Source organism: Serratia sp. Ser99 (genome assembly GCF_024519545.1).
In the GTDB taxonomy this organism is placed as follows: Bacteria; Pseudomonadota; Gammaproteobacteria; order Enterobacterales; family Enterobacteriaceae; genus Serratia; species Serratia liquefaciens.
The window spans coordinates 36,351-51,293 of record NZ_JALJRT010000006.1 but is presented as its reverse complement, the minus strand read 5'-3'; the positions used below and the strand labels follow the sequence as shown (position 1 = coordinate 51,293).

18 protein-coding genes are annotated in these 14,943 nt (G+C 55.0%); 8 read left to right on the top strand and 10 right to left on the bottom strand.

Annotated features, from left to right (window positions below):
• Positions 1–261 (top strand): hypothetical protein (locus tag NR114_RS13615; protein ID WP_256814327.1); only part of this gene is annotated, 261 nt, incomplete at its 5' end.
• A 281-nt stretch (positions 262–542) separates the two neighbouring features.
• Here NR114_RS13615 and speG read toward each other — a convergent pair.
• From speG to purM, 3 genes are all read right to left on the bottom strand, one after another.
• Positions 543–1,097: a spermidine N1-acetyltransferase gene (gene speG / locus NR114_RS13610; RefSeq protein ID WP_020828075.1), complete on the bottom strand. Its 555-nt coding sequence runs from the start codon at positions 1,095–1,097 to the stop codon at positions 543–545.
• A 131-nt stretch (positions 1,098–1,228) separates the two neighbouring features.
• On the bottom strand, positions 1,229–1,867 hold the full coding sequence (purN, locus tag NR114_RS13605) for a phosphoribosylglycinamide formyltransferase (RefSeq protein WP_048762761.1): 639 nt from the start codon (positions 1,865–1,867) through the stop codon (positions 1,229–1,231).
• Positions 1,864–2,904, bottom strand: coding sequence for a phosphoribosylformylglycinamidine cyclo-ligase (gene purM / locus NR114_RS13600; RefSeq protein WP_020828073.1), 1,041 nt, complete (start codon positions 2,902–2,904; stop codon positions 1,864–1,866). Before purM ends, purN begins: the two co-directional genes overlap by 4 nt.
• Positions 2,905–3,159: 255 nt before the next feature.
• Here purM and upp point away from each other — a divergent pair, with 255 nt between their 5' ends.
• Positions 3,160–3,786, top strand: a complete 627-nt coding sequence (upp, locus tag NR114_RS13595; protein WP_020828072.1) for a uracil phosphoribosyltransferase — start codon at positions 3,160–3,162, stop codon at positions 3,784–3,786.
• Positions 3,787–3,995: 209 nt separating this feature from the next.
• Positions 3,996–5,285 carry a uracil permease gene (gene uraA / locus NR114_RS13590; protein ID WP_020828071.1) on the top strand — a complete coding sequence of 430 codons (1,290 nt, stop codon included), beginning with the start codon at positions 3,996–3,998 and terminating at the stop codon, positions 5,283–5,285.
• Positions 5,286–5,500: 215 nt separating this feature from the next.
• Here the strand turns inward: uraA and NR114_RS13585 are convergent, their stop codons facing one another.
• Together NR114_RS13585 and NR114_RS13580 are read right to left on the bottom strand one after the other, a co-directional pair.
• Complete coding sequence (locus NR114_RS13585; RefSeq protein WP_002487967.1) at positions 5,501–5,749, bottom strand: GlsB/YeaQ/YmgE family stress response membrane protein; 249 nt, start codon at positions 5,747–5,749, stop codon at positions 5,501–5,503.
• A 28-nt stretch (positions 5,750–5,777) separates the two neighbouring features.
• Complete coding sequence (locus tag NR114_RS13580) at positions 5,778–6,293, bottom strand: hypothetical protein (RefSeq protein ID WP_020828070.1); 516 nt, start codon at positions 6,291–6,293, stop codon at positions 5,778–5,780.
• A 228-nt stretch (positions 6,294–6,521) separates the two neighbouring features.
• On the opposite strand from NR114_RS13580, the gene hda reads away from it, so the two are divergent.
• Positions 6,522–7,223, top strand: coding sequence for a DnaA inactivator Hda (gene hda, locus NR114_RS13575; RefSeq protein ID WP_041414814.1), 702 nt, complete (start codon positions 6,522–6,524; stop codon positions 7,221–7,223).
• A 42-nt stretch (positions 7,224–7,265) separates the two neighbouring features.
• On the opposite strand, the gene arsC is transcribed toward hda, so the two are convergent.
• Both arsC and NR114_RS13565 read right to left on the bottom strand, forming a co-directional pair.
• Positions 7,266–7,619, bottom strand: coding sequence for an arsenate reductase (glutaredoxin) (gene arsC / locus NR114_RS13570; protein WP_020828066.1), 354 nt, complete (start codon positions 7,617–7,619; stop codon positions 7,266–7,268).
• A 22-nt stretch (positions 7,620–7,641) separates the two neighbouring features.
• Positions 7,642–9,111 carry a M48 family metallopeptidase gene (locus NR114_RS13565; protein ID WP_020828065.1) on the bottom strand — a complete coding sequence of 490 codons (1,470 nt, stop codon included), beginning with the start codon at positions 9,109–9,111 and terminating at the stop codon, positions 7,642–7,644.
• Between the two features lie 385 nt (positions 9,112–9,496).
• On the opposite strand from NR114_RS13565, the gene NR114_RS13560 reads away from it, so the two are divergent.
• Together NR114_RS13560 and NR114_RS13555 are read left to right on the top strand one after the other, a co-directional pair.
• On the top strand, positions 9,497–10,039 hold the full coding sequence (locus NR114_RS13560; protein ID WP_048762778.1) for an Rrf2 family transcriptional regulator: 543 nt from the start codon (positions 9,497–9,499) through the stop codon (positions 10,037–10,039).
• Between the two features lie 146 nt (positions 10,040–10,185).
• The gene (locus NR114_RS13555) at positions 10,186–11,394 is read left to right on the top strand and encodes an NAD(P)/FAD-dependent oxidoreductase (protein WP_234529413.1); all 1,209 of its coding nucleotides are present in this window, start codon (positions 10,186–10,188) and stop codon (positions 11,392–11,394) included.
• A 106-nt stretch (positions 11,395–11,500) separates the two neighbouring features.
• Here the strand turns inward: NR114_RS13555 and NR114_RS13550 are convergent, their stop codons facing one another.
• Together NR114_RS13550 and NR114_RS13545 are read right to left on the bottom strand one after the other, a co-directional pair.
• Complete coding sequence (locus tag NR114_RS13550; protein WP_020828062.1) at positions 11,501–11,707, bottom strand: DUF2767 family protein; 207 nt, start codon at positions 11,705–11,707, stop codon at positions 11,501–11,503.
• A gap of 29 nt (positions 11,708–11,736) precedes the next feature.
• Positions 11,737–12,192 (bottom strand): Lrp/AsnC family transcriptional regulator, encoded by a 456-nt coding sequence (locus NR114_RS13545; RefSeq protein WP_020828061.1) that lies wholly within the window; start codon positions 12,190–12,192, stop codon positions 11,737–11,739.
• A gap of 200 nt (positions 12,193–12,392) precedes the next feature.
• Between NR114_RS13545 and NR114_RS13540 the strand changes: the two genes are divergently transcribed.
• On the top strand, positions 12,393–13,010 hold the full coding sequence (locus tag NR114_RS13540) for a LysE family translocator (RefSeq protein ID WP_048762779.1): 618 nt from the start codon (positions 12,393–12,395) through the stop codon (positions 13,008–13,010).
• 60 nt (positions 13,011–13,070) lie between these two features.
• Here NR114_RS13540 and NR114_RS13535 read toward each other — a convergent pair whose 3' ends face one another.
• Positions 13,071–13,499 (bottom strand): molybdopterin-binding protein, encoded by a 429-nt coding sequence (locus tag NR114_RS13535; RefSeq protein WP_048762765.1) that lies wholly within the window; start codon positions 13,497–13,499, stop codon positions 13,071–13,073.
• Between the two features lie 352 nt (positions 13,500–13,851).
• Here NR114_RS13535 and NR114_RS13530 point away from each other — a divergent pair, with 352 nt between their 5' ends.
• The gene (locus tag NR114_RS13530; RefSeq protein ID WP_046372957.1) at positions 13,852–14,937 is read left to right on the top strand and encodes a YncE family protein; all 1,086 of its coding nucleotides are present in this window, start codon (positions 13,852–13,854) and stop codon (positions 14,935–14,937) included.
• Positions 14,938–14,943: the final 6 nt, after the last annotated feature.

The window sequence follows — 14,943 nt, the reverse complement described above, 5'->3', positions numbered from 1 at the left end:
TCTTACGTCAAAAATACCAATATGCATAGTGAGATACGGTCTTATCGAGAAGAGGGCAACAAGCGCGCAGGCAAGATTTTCCAGTACGCGGCGGGTCGTCGGTCATTAATTCAAGTCTCACCCCTTGTCGTCAACGATGGTAGCTCCGAAGATAAACTGGTGAAGAATGAAGGGGCAAGAGCAGCGGATCCCATCCAGTTAAAATCGTTTAACATTTCATCCTTCAGCAATCGAAGGGGCCAGGTATTTGGCAAAGAGTGATAAACGTATTTGTGTACTCCTGCCGGGGAGAATAAAAGCAAAATTATTAACCTCTGGCGCGGCGATTGCGTGGTCACTGGATACTATTTACCCGACGTTAATCATGAATTGTTATTCAACATCTGCTGGTGCGGTAACTTTTGTCGCACACAATACTTCGGCAGCGCCAATTACAATTAACGCACGAATTTGCGTAAGCGGTATATCGAAGTCGTTTTTATAAAACGGGCATGGAGTTAACTGCAGCGCCTGAAAAACCCGCTCTCGCGGGTTTTTTATTGTCACTTAACCAAAGGTTGATCGCTGGCGGCGGTTTTGAATTTCGCCATGTACTGCGGCTGGAAGATGCACATGCGCAGCACGGTACGGTATTCACCGTTAACGAAGAATTCGTCAATCAGCTCGCCTTCGACTTCAAAGCCCAATTTGCTGTAGATGTGGATTGCCTTCGGGTTTTCTTTATCGACGATCAGGTACAGCTTGTACAGGTTCAGTACCGAGAAACCGTAGTCCATCGCCAGCTTGGCGGCGATAGTGGCGTAGCCTTTGCCCTGATGCGTCGGGTCGATGATGATCTGAAATTCCGCGCGGCGGTGGATATGGTCGATCTCCACCAACTCCACCAGCCCGACCTTGGCACCCTGGTGTTCGATGATAAAGCGGCGTTCGCTCTGGTCGTGGATATGTTTGTCGTAGAGATCGGAAAGTTCTACGAAGGCTTCATAGGGTTCTTCAAACCAGTAGCGCATCACGCTGGCGTTGTTGTCCATCTGATGGACAAACGTCAAATCATCCCGTTCCAGTGGGCGTAGCCTGACGTTGGTAGTGCTGGACATGGGGGTTCCTCAATGTCGTTATAGATAGGGGCGGTTGCAACTGTGGGCAAGTATAACGTCGGCGATGGGTTGCGGCGAAAAAAAAACGGCGCCGTGAGCGGCACCGTTTAGAAGGGGTTAAGATTGGCTTTTTAGTCTGCCGCATGCCCTTGTTCGGGCAGGCGCTCGCCATCCAGCCAGGCGGCGTTATCGCGCATCGCCAGGCGGCCTTCGACAAACCAGTTCACCACCAGCGGGTAAAGGGTATGTTCCTGAGCCTGTACCCGTTCAACCACCTCGTCTTCCTCGTCACCGGGGAAGATTGGCACCTTGGCCTGCAGGATCACCGGGCCGCCGTCGAGCTGTTCGGTCACGAAGTGCACCGAAGTGCCGTGTTCGCTGTCGCCGTTGTCGATGGCCTGACGGTGAGTATGCAGCCCAGGGTATTTGGGCAGCAGGGAAGGGTGGATATTCAGCATGCGTCCGGCATAGCGCTGCACGAACTGCGGGCTGAGAATGCGCATGTAACCGGCCAGCACCACCAGATCCGGTTGGTATTGGTCGATGGCATCCGCCAGGGCGACGTCAAACGCGGCCCGGTCGGCAAAGGCCTTGGCGTCCAGTGCATGAGCGGCAATACCTGCCGCTTCTGCACGTTGCAAACCGTAAGCCTGCGCCCTGTTGCTGAACACCGCCACAATCTCGCCGGCAATTCTGCCCTGCTGGCAGGCGTCAATCAGCGCCTGGAGATTACTCCCCTGGCCGGAGACCAACACCACGATCTTTTTCATCCGTTGATGACCACTTGTTGTTCGTCAGAAGAAGCGGTCAGTTTACCGATCTTCCACGCTTTTTCACCGGCTGCGGTCAACAATGCGATGGCGGATTCCACGGCTTCCTCCGGCAGCGCGATCACCATGCCCACGCCACAGTTAAAGGTGCGGTACATTTCGTGACGGCTGACGTTGCCGTTTTGCTGCAGCCAGTTGAAGACGGCCGGCCATTGCCAGCTGGATTCTTCGATCACGGCCTGCATGCCTTCCGGCAGCACGCGCGGGATGTTTTCCCAGAAGCCGCCACCGGTCAGGTGGGCGATAGCGTGCACGTCGATTTTCTCGATCAGCTCCAGCACCGATTTCACGTAAATCTTGGTCGGCGCCAGCAGGTGGTCCGCCAGCGGTTTGCCTTCCAGAACGGTAGTGGTTGGGTCGGTGTTGCTGACTTCCAGAATTTTGCGTACCAGCGAGTAGCCGTTGGAGTGCGGGCCGGAAGCGCCCAGGGCGATCAGTGCGTCGCCGGACTGCACTTTGCTGCCGTCGATAATCTCGGACTTTTCGACCACGCCGACGCAAAAGCCGGCCACGTCGTAGTCTTCGCCATGGTACATGCCCGGCATTTCAGCGGTTTCACCGCCCACCAGAGCACAGCCAGACTGCTTACAGCCTTCGGCGATGCCGGTGATCACGCTGGCCGCGGTGTCCACGTCCAGTTTGCCGGTGGCAAAGTAATCCAGGAAGAACAGCGGCTCAGCGCCCTGAACCACCAGGTCGTTCACACACATTGCGACCAAATCGATGCCGATGGTGTCGTGTCGTTTCAGGTCCATCGCCAGACGCAGCTTGGTGCCTACGCCGTCGGTACCGGAAACCAGTATCGGCTCGCGGTATTTCTGCGGCAACGCACACAGGGCGCCAAAACCGCCCAGACCACCCATCACTTCCGGGCGGCGGGTCTGTTTTACTACACCTTTGATGCGGTCTACCAATGCATTGCCAGCATCGATATCGACACCTGCGTCTTTATAGCTGAGAGAGGTTTTGTCGGTCACTGCGCGATCCCCACGACGGTTTGCGGTTTGAATACTGTGCTTCCGGCATTGATTCCGGAATAAGGCGCGGCAATTCTAACAGCGCAGGCAAACGTTTGCGAGTGGCTTGTGAACCAGCTCCGCTTTTTCGTCATCTATACTGTTATTCAAACTTTTGTTGATCCCGATCGGGCTATTGTGGGTGGCGCAGTCGGCAAAAGGAGGTATAATCCGGCGATTTTTTTGGCCGTAAACCACCTTAATAGGAGAAAAATGATGAAGATCGTTGAGGTGAAACACCCGCTGGTGAAACACAAGCTTGGCCTGATGCGTGAAAATGATATCAGCACCAAACGCTTCCGTGAGCTGGCCTCAGAAGTGGGTAGTTTGCTGACCTATGAAGCGACCGCCGATCTGGAAACAGAGAAAGTCACCATCGATGGCTGGTGCGGCCCGGTTGAAATAGACCAGATTAAAGGGAAAAAAATTACCGTTGTGCCTATTCTGCGTGCCGGTCTGGGCATGATGGAAGGGGTACTGGAAAACGTACCGAGCGCACGTATCAGCGTGGTTGGCGTTTACCGTGACGAAGAAACTCTGGAGCCGGTGCCGTATTTCCAAAAGCTGGTGTCCAACATCGAAGAGCGTTTGGCACTGGTTGTCGACCCTATGCTGGCTACCGGCGGCTCGATGATCGCCACTATCGATCTGCTGAAGAAAGCCGGCTGCAACAGCATCAAGGTGCTGGTGCTGGTTGCCGCGCCGGAAGGGATCGCCGCGCTGGAGAAAGCGCACCCGGACGTCGAGCTGTATACGGCCTCCATCGATCAATGCCTGAACGAGAAGGGCTACATCGTACCGGGCCTGGGTGATGCGGGCGACAAGATATTTGGTACCAAATAAACAAAAATAAAGCCGACTGATGAGTCGGCTTTTTAATGCTCGTCGTCTTTCAAGCTACAGCGTTGTTGTCTGCGGGCGCTAACCCCAGTCACTTATTATAAATAAGCTCCAGGGGATTAACGCCCTTGCCGCCTAGCTGTAACTTGAAATCCATTGAGCATATATCATTAGGCTTACACAACTGATAACGACCCAGAGGAAAAACATCCATGACCCGTCGCGTGATAGGCGTAAGCGAACGCCCGCCGCTACTCCAGACTATTCCGCTCAGCTTCCAACACCTGTTTGCCATGTTTGGCGCGACCGTGCTGGTGCCTATTTTGTTCAAGATTAACCCAGCGACGGTGCTGCTGTTTAACGGCGTCGGAACCTTGCTGTACCTGTTTATCTGCAAGGGCAAGATCCCGGCCTATCTCGGCTCCAGCTTTGCGTTTATTTCCCCGGTGCTGCTGCTGTTGCCGTTGGGTTATGAAGTGGCGTTGGGCGGTTTTATCATGTGCGGGGTGCTGTTTTGCCTGGTCGCGTTGCTGGTAAAAAAAGCCGGTACCGGCTGGCTGGACGTCATTTTCCCTCCGGCGGCGATGGGGGCGATTGTGGCGGTCATCGGCCTGGAATTGGCCGGTGTGGCGGCGAACATGGCGGGCTTGTTGCCGGCTGACGGCGTCAGCGCAGACACCACTACTATCACTATCTCGCTGGTGACGCTGGGCGTGACCATCCTGGGTTCCGTGCTGTTCCGTGGTTTTCTGGCGATTATCCCGATCCTGATCGGTGTGCTGGTAGGGTATGCGCTGTCGTTCTTTATGGGCGTGGTGGATCTGACCCCGATCCGCGAGGCGCACTGGTTCGCGCTGCCGACGTTCTACACCCCGCGTTTTGAATGGTTCGCCATCTTCACCATCCTGCCGGCGGCGCTGGTGGTGATCGCCGAGCACGTCGGCCACTTGGTGGTGACTGCGAATATCGTCAAAAAAGACCTGCTCCGTGACCCTGGCCTGCACCGTTCAATGTTCGCTAATGGCATATCGACGGTGATTTCAGGCTTCTTCGGCTCCACGCCAAACACCACCTACGGTGAGAATATCGGCGTGATGGCTATCACCAAGGTATACAGCACCTGGGTGATCGGCGGCGCGGCGGTTCTGGCCATTCTGCTGTCCTGCGTCGGTAAACTGGCGGCGGCTATCCAGGCGGTACCGGTGCCGGTGATGGGCGGGGTCTCTTTGCTGCTGTATGGGGTGATCGGCGCGTCAGGTATTCGTGTGCTGATTGAATCCAAAGTGGATTACAACAAGGCGCAAAACCTGATCCTGACCTCGGTGATCCTGATTATCGGCGTCAGCGGGGCCAAGGTGCACATCGGTGCTGCCGAGTTGAAAGGCATGGCGCTGGCGACCATCGTCGGCATCGGTCTCAGCCTGCTGTTTAAGGTCATCAGCCTGTACCGCAAGGAAGAGGAAGTGATCGAAGCGCCGGACGAGTCGGCCGAACAGAAGTAGTAAGGAAAACGGGCAGCCAATGGGCTGCCCGTCAGATTATTGACAAAGGGGATAAAAGCGTGGTTTTTCCCCCTTTGTGTTATCAGCCGAAAATCAATAAATTGATTTTCCTGATTTATTTTCAAAACCTTTAGCGCCTGCCGCCAAACATTATATGTTTGTCAGCCGTCTCACGGGCAGCCAATGGGCTGCCCGTTTTGTTGATGCGCAATAAATTAACTGCGGATTTTACGGTATACAAACAGCACCACGATGGCACCAATCACCGCCACCACGAAGCTGCCGAAGTTGAAACCGTCAACTCTGCCGTAGCCAAAGAAGGTGCTGATATAGCCCCCAACCACGGCACCGACGATACCCAGGACAACGGTCAGAATAAAACCGCCGCCGTCTTTGCCTGGCATAATCCACTTGGCTAAAATACCGGCGATCAGACCGAAGATAATCCAGGAAATAATCCCCATTTACTGCTCCTTTCTTTATTGCTAAGTATTATTGTTGTGCGGCCGGCGGGGTATTTTCTTTCCCTGCTGCATCGGCATCACTTTTTAATTCTTCCGCTTTATTTTCTGCGCTGTTTTTAATCGCTTCGGTTTTCGCTTTGGCTTGCTCGGTCAAATCATTGGCACCATTAATGGCATCGTTCTTAATGGTTTTAGCCTGATCGACCAACTGCTGGCTTTGCTTGCTGGCATCCTCTTTGATGGCGTCAGCCTTGGCTTTCGCATCATTGGTGATGGCATCAGCCTGCTTGGCGGCATCGTCTTTGATTGCCGAAGCCTTGTCTTTCAATTGGTCGGCCTGAGTGGTGGCCTCTTTCTTGATGTCCTTGGCCACTGCGGCGGCTTTATCGGTCAGATCGTCCGCTTTTTTCTGTGCGGCATCTTTCATCTGCTCAGCGCTGTCTTTGGCTTTTTCAAGATTGGCGTCGACTTTGGATGAGTCATCACAGCCGGCAAGCAATAGCCCAATGATTGAGGCCAAAAGCACTTTATTCCATACTTTCATTGTCTATATCCTTGTAGAAACCTTGTTTAAGGAGATTGCGTTTCGCCCCTCTATACTAGGATAACTCTTGGATAAAATACAAATTTCACCGGTGAAAGTCGTTGGCAATTTAATCTTGCTGCCGAGCGTTGTTCACTATTACGCCATAAAATCCTGCCGGTTCAACAGAGCCCGTTTTCTGTGGTAGACTTACCGCGTTTTCCTGCCAGTTTTGGTTGAGGTGCTTTTCTGAATACGCCGGCACAGCTTTCACTGCCACTTTATCTTCCCGATGATGAGACTTTCGCCAGTTTTTATCCGGGGGAGAACCCATCCCTATTGAGCGCGATCCAGTCCGCCGTTCGTCAGGAACATGGCAGCTATATCTATTTCTGGTCACGCGAGGGCGGTGGGCGCAGTCACCTGTTGCATGCGGCCTGTGCGGAGCTTTCGCAGCGCGGTGAAGCCGTGGGCTATGTGCCGCTGGATAAGCGAGCCTATTTCGTGCCGGAAGTCTTGGACGGGATGGAGCAGCTGGCGCTGGTGTGCATCGACAATATCGAATGCATTGCCGGTGACGAAGAGTGGGAAATGGCGATCTTTAATCTCTACAACCGCATTCTGGAAACCGGCCGCACGCGCCTGTTCATTACCGGCGATCGTCCGCCACGTCAATTGAACCTTCATCTACCCGACCTCGCTTCTCGCCTGGACTGGGGGCAAATCTACAAGTTACAGCCGCTGTCAGATGAAGAAAAACTGCTGGCCCTGCAACTGCGCGGCAAACTGCGCGGCTTTGAGCTGCCGGAAGACGTCGGTCGTTTCCTGCTGAAGCGGCTGGATCGCGAAATGCGCACCTTGTTTATGACCCTGGATCAACTCGATCACGCCTCGATCACCGCCCAACGCAAGCTGACCATCCCGTTTGTGAAAGAGATCCTCGGGCTGTAGCAGAGCCATTTCGGGCACTCTAAACGAGCGCCCTGGCTAAACTTATAAAATCTCCAGCACCTGTTCCGGTGGCCGACCGATGCGTGCCTGGGTGCCTTTGACCACGATGGGACGCTCAATCAGCTTTGGATTGTCTACCATCGCCTGCAACAGTTGGGCTTCGCTCAGGCTTTCATCCGCCAGCTTCAATGCCTTGTACAGATCTTCTTTTTTGCGCATTAACTCGCGTGCGGAACTGAAACCCAGTTCTTTCAGCAGTTTCTTCAGTTGGTCTACCGACGGCGGCGTTTCCAGATACAGCACCACGTCGGGCGTCACGCCATGCTGTTCCAACAGCGCCAAGGTTTCACGGCTCTTGGAGCAGCGTGGGTTGTGGTAAATAGTGACGTTTTTCATTTAACTTCATCCTTTATGAAAATCAGCTGCGCTGGTACTGGCGGAAACGCTGTTGCAACTGGCGCAGTTGGTCGATGCGAGCATCATAACGCGCCTGTTTCAGGCTGCCGAGTTTTTGCAGTGAACTGGCATTGCTGAGCAAGCCAATAGCCTGATCGAGACGGCCGGTCAGGGCCAGGCTTTCGGCACGGGCGGAAAGCTCTTCATCGCGCAGCCCCTGTGCGGCGCTGGCCTGCGCCAGCAGATCCCAGGCGTTGGGATCGTCCGGATGGGCGAAGGTGTAACGGTTGAGAATTTTTGACGCCTGCGCCGGTTGGTTACCTTCCACGTAGGCGTTGGCCAGGTTGAGCTGCAGCACCGGGTTGTTGCTTTGAGCGGCATTGGCGGCCTGCAGACGGGCAATCGCCTGCGGCGCACGTTTCTGACCGAGGTCGATATCGGTCATCAGATCGATCAGCCAGACGTTTTTCGGATCTTGCGTCAGCAGTGGCTGAATGATGTTACGGGCATCGTCATACTTTTTGGCCTCGTAGAACAAAATGGCGCGGCCATATTTGGCTGCCGTCTGCTCGCGTACGTTACCTTTGCTGTAAGTATCGAGCAGCTCTTCACGCAGGCCGTACCCCTCTGAGCTGTACATACCAAGCGAACGCACCTTGGCCATCAGATAATCCTGCGTCGATTGCACCAGGTGCTTGGGCATCTGGTTGGCGCGGTTGCGCGCATCGGACAGGCGGCTGTCGGGCAGGGGGTGGGTCAACAGCATTTCCGGCGGTTTGGAGGCGTAGCGTGACTGATCGGAAAGCTTTTGCAAAAAGTCGGGCATGGCTTCAGGATCGAACCCGGCGCGTTGCAGCACCTGAATGCCAATACGATCGGCTTCCTGTTCGTTCGATTGGGTAAAGCTGATCATGCCTTGCTGGGTGCCGGCCAGAGTGCCGCTCAACGCCGCCATCCCCATGGTCGGGTTGGCCATCGCCAGCAGGATGGAGCCAAGGGCACCTACCCAGGTCAGCGGGGCGTTGCGTTGCTGGTCTTCCATCGCTCGCGCCAGGTGGCGTTGAGTCACGTGCGAGATTTCGTGCGCCAGTACCGATGCGAGTTGGCTTTCGTTGTCGGTTTCGCGGAACAGGGCTGAGTGCAACACCACGTTACCGCCAAAGAAGGCGAAGGCGTTGATCTCGTCGTTGCGCACCAGATAAAAATGAAACGGCGTGCGTACCGAATAGGCGCTCGCCACCAATCGGTTACCCAATTGGTTAATATATTGTGTGAGTAGGGGATCGTTGATCAGGGGCGCGCTGGCGCGAAGCTGACGCACGTAAAAATCACCCATCGCCATTTCCTGGCCAATACTCAGGGTGCCACCCGCAGAGGTGCCCATATCCGGCAGTTGATCCTGGGTTTCCGCCTGCACCGGCGCCAGCGCCGTGGCGTTGAGTGTGCCGAGCAACAGTACTGCAATCGCTGTTTTGGTCAACCGGGTGGTCATAGTCAGGCCTTTCCCTTAAATAGTCATCTCTAAGACGTCAGCATCACACAAGAGTTCTTCTTCCTTGCCGGACTCGCCAAAACAATCAGTGCGAAAGCGTGTTGGCTCACAAAAATGCACGCATTGCGGCGCCCTGTCGGCAGATAACATCATAGTCAGCCGAAGACGACAAGGAAACTTCTGTTCGGCAATAATCAGACAGAATTGTTTGATTTTTCATTTCTGAATCTTCCCTTGATGATCAAAGTACTTGCGCCTGCATCTTGGCGTTTTTTCGCGCTCCACAAAAAACAAAGACAAAGTTTGTCCGTGTTTTAATTGACAGAATAAACGTGGACTAATATAGTCTGCGTTATTGAATTCAAGAGTGCAGCGCAAACCCAATATGGCTTACATCACTACCAGCGTTGAATACGGCATCCACTGCTTGCTTTGGTTGGTCGGCGAGGATCAACGCGCGTTAAGCAGTCGCGATCTCGCGGAACTGCAGGGAATTTCACCCAGTTTCCTGGCCAAGATTTTCCCCAAGCTGGAGAAGGCGGGGATCGTCGCCGCCAGCGAAGGCGTGCGCGGTGGGTATCGGTTGGCCCGTCCGGCAGAGGAGATCACTTTCCTGGAGATTATCGATGCCATTGAAGGACACAAGCCGTTGTTCGATTGTCAGGAAGTCCGCGGTCGCTGCGCGGTATTCGATGATAGCCCGCCTGACTGGGCCATATCAGGCAAGTGTGCGATCCATGCGGTGATGCTGCAGGCCGAAAAGGCCATGCGCGATGCGCTGGCGCTACAAACACTGGGCACTGTCGCTTCTCGTTTTGGGCGCAAGGCGCCGGAAGGGTTCTTTGGCGAGGTCAATATCTGGCTTGATGAACGCCTGAGCGAGCGTACGACTCGCAGCGGCAAGCCCCCTCGCGCCAAACCGCAATAACGCCCCCGTCATTTTTCTGATGCTTTTTACCCGCCTGTGTGCCACAGGCGGTCACCCTTCTGCACCCTTTTTCAGGGGGGCAGCGGTAAAACTCGCCTGAAAAATACGTCAGGCGCTCGACAACAGGTATTTGAAGGAGTCATTCCATGACGCAGAAAATAGTGATCGCCGGTTCTGGTTTTGCCGGGTTTTGGGCCGCTGTCTCCGCCATGCGAGCCGTAGCGCTTGCCGGTAAGGAACACAGCGTTGAAGTGACGATGGTTTCGCCGACCCCGAACGTCACCATCCGCCCTAGATTGTACGAAGCCGTATTGGAAAATATGAGCCCGGACATCTCGGCACAGCTCGCTGCGATTGGCGTTCGTCATTTGGCCGGTCTGGTTGAGGAGATAGACGGCGAAAACAAGACGCTGGTGGTGGAGAGCGTCGAAGGGAAAAAACTTCAGTTGGCGTATGACCGGCTGGTACTGGCAACCGGCAGCAAACTGTTCGTGCCTGCGGTCGCCGGTTTTGCCGAGCATGGTTTTAATGTCGATACGCTGCAAAGCGCGCAACGGCTGGATGCCCATTTAAAAGCGTTGGCGACTCAACCTGAGACCCCGGCACGCAATACCGTGGTGGTGGTCGGTGGTGGGCTTACCGGACTGGAAAGCGCTGCTGAAATGCCGATGCGCTTACGTGCCATTTTGGGCAACCAGGCCGATATTCGCGTGGTGATTGTCGATACGGCGGCCGAGGTTGGCGCCGGCATGGGGGCTGAACCTGCCGTGGTGATCCGCCAGGCACTGGAAGAATGTGGCGTTGAGTCTCGAGCCGGGGTTCGCGTTACGGCTATTGACGCAGGCAGTGTGACTTTGTCTGGCGGTGAGCGCATCGCCACCGATACGGTGATTCTGGCCGCCGGGGTACGGGCGCATCCATTAGTTGAGCAAATCCCGGGTGAGCGCGACGGTGCCGGACGTATTGTCGGTGATGCCTTCCTGCACGCGCCTGCGGCGGACGGCGTGTTTGTTAGCGGGGACACGGTCAAGGCAGCGACCGACGAGCTGGGCAATCACAACCTGATGACCTGCCAGCATGCGATGAGTCTGGGCCGTGTAGCGGGCCACAATGCCGCAGCGGAACTGGTAGGTTTGCCGCTGCACCCTTACAGCCAGCCAAAGTATGTGACCTGCCTTGATCTTGGAGCCTGGGGCGCGCTCTACACCGAAGGTTGGGATCGTCAGGTGCGCTTTACGCGTGAAGAGGGAAAAAAGATCAAACAGGAAATCAATACGCAGTGGATTTATCCACCGGCAGCGGATCGGCAGGCGTTGTTCGCCGTTGCCAATCCCGACTACGTGATTGTGCCCTGAATACCCTATGGGAGCGGAGACGCTCCCATTTTTTTCACCAGAACGGCAGCCCAGAGAGCGGTAATGACCCTGGTAACGCCCGTAAAAGCAAGGTAACCGGCGCTACTTATCGCTCCAGCCACTCAATTGCCAATTCGCGCGCTTCATCCAAATTGACATCACGACCTTCGCGGGTGATCGCCGTTTTAAGCTCATTGATCACGTCCGCTTTTTGCGTTTCATGCTCTTCATTGGCCAACGCCAGAAAGGCATCGCCTACCACCGTGCATATGCCGATGTACAAGGCCTTTGAGTCCTCGAAACCACTGTTCATAACTGTATCCTTCTGGATTTGATTGTGATCTACAACGGCAGAAAGGGCCGGTCCTGCACCACGCTTTTCATCACCAGCGTGGAGGTCAGGCGTTGAACGCCGGGCAGGGCGGAAAGCTGTTCGTCGTAAAGCCTCTGAAAAGCCGGTAAATCGCGGGCGATGACATGCAACAGGTAGTCGGGATCGCCGAACAATCGCTGCGCCTGGATAACCTGGGGAATATCCACCATGGCGTTTTCGAAGGCTTCAACAGCCTGGCGATCCCCTTCCCGCATGGTGACGAAAACCAGCGCGGAAAAGTTAAAGCCCAGACTGCCGGGATCGAGGTGAGCACGATAGCCTCTGATCACGCCAGATTGTTCCAACGCTCGCACCCTGCGGTGGCAGGGGGAAACGCTCAGCCCAATTCGGTCAGCCAGGTCGGTAACAGAAAGACGCCCATCAAACTGAAGTTCAGCAAGGATTTTGCGGTCAATCTTGTCCATTTGGAAAAATTTCCCTCAATTTGCGATTTATAAGCAAATAATTGAAACCACATTCTAACAACTTGGGGATATTCTTTTCAATAATTGAACAACTTTGGACATAAATGGCTTTCGGCCTGTTAACGCTGTCCAGCGGAGGAACGCGAAGTGATTAAATGGATAAGCCAGACTGCCGCGTGTCGGTGGCGGGGACGATATTTATGACGCTCGCCATTTTTGCGGCTTTCTGGGCCGTTTCGATTCTGTTCGTTATTACGCCGGGGTTGGACTGGGCGTACATCATCTCGGCCGGCATCCGTGGGCGGGTGGTGGTGCCTGCGGTAGTAGGGTTGCTGTGTGGGCACCTTATCGCTATAGCGATCGTGGCGGCAGGCGTGGGCGCTTTGGTGACAGGCAATCCTATGGCCCTCACGGCGCTCACCCTGCTGGGGGCTGGCTACCTGTTGTGGATTGGCATCAACATGCTGCGCCATCCCCCGACGCCGAGCGCCGGCGATGCGCAGGCGTCTGGCTCCTGGCTGCGTTGGGCCGGCAAGGGCATTTGCGTCAGCGGCCTGAACCCCAAGGTATTCCTGCTATTTTTGGCTTTACTGCCTCAGTTCACCGATGCGGGTGCCAGTTGGTCGATCCCCAACCAAATTCTCGCGCTTGGCTTGTTGCATCTGATCAGCTGCGGGGTGGTTTATTTGATCGTGGGGTATGGCTCGCAGTCGGTACTGCAGACGCGCCCGCAGGCTGCACGGGTCGTCAGCCGTTTTTCCGGCGCGGCCATGGTGTTGATCGCCGTCGGGCTGCTTGTCGAGCAGGGGATAAAGTAACGTCTCAGGCAGTTGCCTCACTAAAAAGCCCGCCGATGCGGGCTTGAAAGGGACTGGAAACTACGCCCTGACGGCAAGCAGCACGGAGGAGGCTTTGATCAGAGCGATGACACGGGCCCCGTTCTTTAACGCCATCTCCTGCAGGCTTTCATTGGTGATCACCGAGGTCAGTTTGAAACCGGTATCCGTTTTAATGTGCACGGTGCTGTTTACCGCCCCTTGCTCCACTGCACTGACTTCCCCGGCGAATTGATTGCGGGCGGAGAAACGCAGTCCGCAGTCTTCCGAAGCCAAAATAACCCAGGGGGCCTTAATCAGCGCCACCGCTTCCTTACCGGCGACCAGGCCAAGCGACTGCTGGCTTTGTACCGTCACAATAGCGACTAACTTCTCGCCGCCCGGCAAAGTGATTTCCACCTCGTCATTTACGGCGCCTTTAGCGACGGCAGACACGGTGCCGGATAACTGGTTACGGGCTGAAACTGACATAAATTCTCCTTGGTCAGACATGAGGATGAGATGGCCTTACAGCATGACCACTTCCCGCCGCGTTTGCCAATGTCGCGAGATAATTCTGTGAGCGGCGGAGGGCATTCGCAGCACGACGTTTTCCCCTGTTCAAGATGACCAATTACATTTGCTCGCCAAAAAAGTAATGAGTATGATTATTATTCTCTTTGTCATTCGCAGCTAAGGCGGTCCAGCCGCCTGCGATAAAGTGAACCCCCATTCACAAGGAAACATTGAGACGTACGGTGGAGCTCATTTCTCCTGTTGAGAAAGCCAAAAATAATCCGCAAGAGCCTCCACTCAATCAGTTTATATGGCCAAGGATTTCCTGATGAAGATGAAAGTTTCTGCGCTCGCCGTGGTGATGACCCTGGCGCTGAGCGGTTGCGTCGCCCCTAAGCAGCACGCCGCTTCTCCGATTGCCCAACCTGTCGCTGCGGCGGCTCAATCTGCCGACAACGTGGTTAGACGCGATCTGGCGGATGGCCTGTATGAGATGGCGCTGACGCCGGCGGGCGATGCCTTGTACGTGGCCAGTTCCGAAGGCTTTAAAGATGTGCAGGGCGGGGTGGTTTATAAGCTGGATGCGAAAACGCTGAAAACGCTCGGCGCTACCCACACCGATCTGAAAAACTTCGCCATGCAGATCTCCCCGGATGGCAAAACCCTTTATGTCACTAACTCCCTGGACGGCGGCATCAGCGCGATCAATACCGCCGACGGCAAAGTGAAAGGCCGCTTGCTGTTTAGCGAACGCAACGAGAAAGGGCTGCCGTATGGCGCGCGTCAAATTCTGCTGCACAAAGATACGCTATACGTAGGCGCGGTGGCTGACCCGGCGTTGATTTGGGTGGTGGACGCCAACACGCTGAAATTAAAAGCGCGGATCAAAAACACCGGCAAATGGATGACCGGCCTGCATTACTCGGAACAAACCCAGCGTTTGTACGCCGCGAACGGCAGTGGTGAAATTCTGGTCATCAACCCGAAAAACAACCGAATCGAAAAACGCTGGAAGCCACTGGGCGAGAAGCCGGCGCTGCTGCTTAACCTGGCGGAAGACAGCGAAACCGGGCGCCTGTTTGTGACCGACAATTCCAAAGCCAAAACCACGCTGGTGCTGGATATTCATAGTGGAAAACTGCTCAAGCAGCTGGATGTCGGCGACTCTCTGGCGGTGCTGTTCAATGCCAAACGCAATGAAATCTACCTCTCGCAGCGTGAGTCCGGCAAGGTGCTGAGCCTCAATGCCACGACCTATGCCGTGAAACAGAGCTGGGCGGTAACGCCAAATCCAAACAGCCTGCAGCTTTCCCCAGACGGCCAGGTGCTGTTTGTCACCGTCAAGCAACCCTTTAATAAGGATCACTCTACTCAGGGGCCGGACAGCGTCGTTCGCATTGATTTAAATAAATAAGCTCTA

Coding starts and splice junctions, on each gene's coding strand:
- NR114_RS13530 (WP_046372957.1), top strand. CDS start 13,852: ATGAAGATGAAAGTTTCTGCGCTCGCCGTGGTGATGACCCTGGCGCTG.
- NR114_RS13535 (WP_048762765.1), bottom strand. CDS start 13,499: ATGTCAGTTTCAGCCCGTAACCAGTTATCCGGCACCGTGTCTGCCGTC.
- speG (WP_020828075.1), bottom strand. CDS start 1,097: ATGTCCAGCACTACCAACGTCAGGCTACGCCCACTGGAACGGGATGAT.
- NR114_RS13585 (WP_002487967.1), bottom strand. CDS start 5,749: ATGGGGATTATTTCCTGGATTATCTTCGGTCTGATCGCCGGTATTTTA.
- upp (WP_020828072.1), top strand. CDS start 3,160: ATGAAGATCGTTGAGGTGAAACACCCGCTGGTGAAACACAAGCTTGGC.
- NR114_RS13540 (WP_048762779.1), top strand. CDS start 12,393: ATGACGCTCGCCATTTTTGCGGCTTTCTGGGCCGTTTCGATTCTGTTC.
- NR114_RS13545 (WP_020828061.1), bottom strand. CDS start 12,192: ATGGACAAGATTGACCGCAAAATCCTTGCTGAACTTCAGTTTGATGGG.
- NR114_RS13560 (WP_048762778.1), top strand. CDS start 9,497: ATGGCTTACATCACTACCAGCGTTGAATACGGCATCCACTGCTTGCTT.
- NR114_RS13555 (WP_234529413.1), top strand. CDS start 10,186: ATGACGCAGAAAATAGTGATCGCCGGTTCTGGTTTTGCCGGGTTTTGG.
- purN (WP_048762761.1), bottom strand. CDS start 1,867: ATGAAAAAGATCGTGGTGTTGGTCTCCGGCCAGGGGAGTAATCTCCAG.
- NR114_RS13580 (WP_020828070.1), bottom strand. CDS start 6,293: ATGAAAGTATGGAATAAAGTGCTTTTGGCCTCAATCATTGGGCTATTG.
- NR114_RS13550 (WP_020828062.1), bottom strand. CDS start 11,707: ATGAACAGTGGTTTCGAGGACTCAAAGGCCTTGTACATCGGCATATGC.
- arsC (WP_020828066.1), bottom strand. CDS start 7,619: ATGAAAAACGTCACTATTTACCACAACCCACGCTGCTCCAAGAGCCGT.
- uraA (WP_020828071.1), top strand. CDS start 3,996: ATGACCCGTCGCGTGATAGGCGTAAGCGAACGCCCGCCGCTACTCCAG.
- NR114_RS13565 (WP_020828065.1), bottom strand. CDS start 9,111: ATGACCACCCGGTTGACCAAAACAGCGATTGCAGTACTGTTGCTCGGC.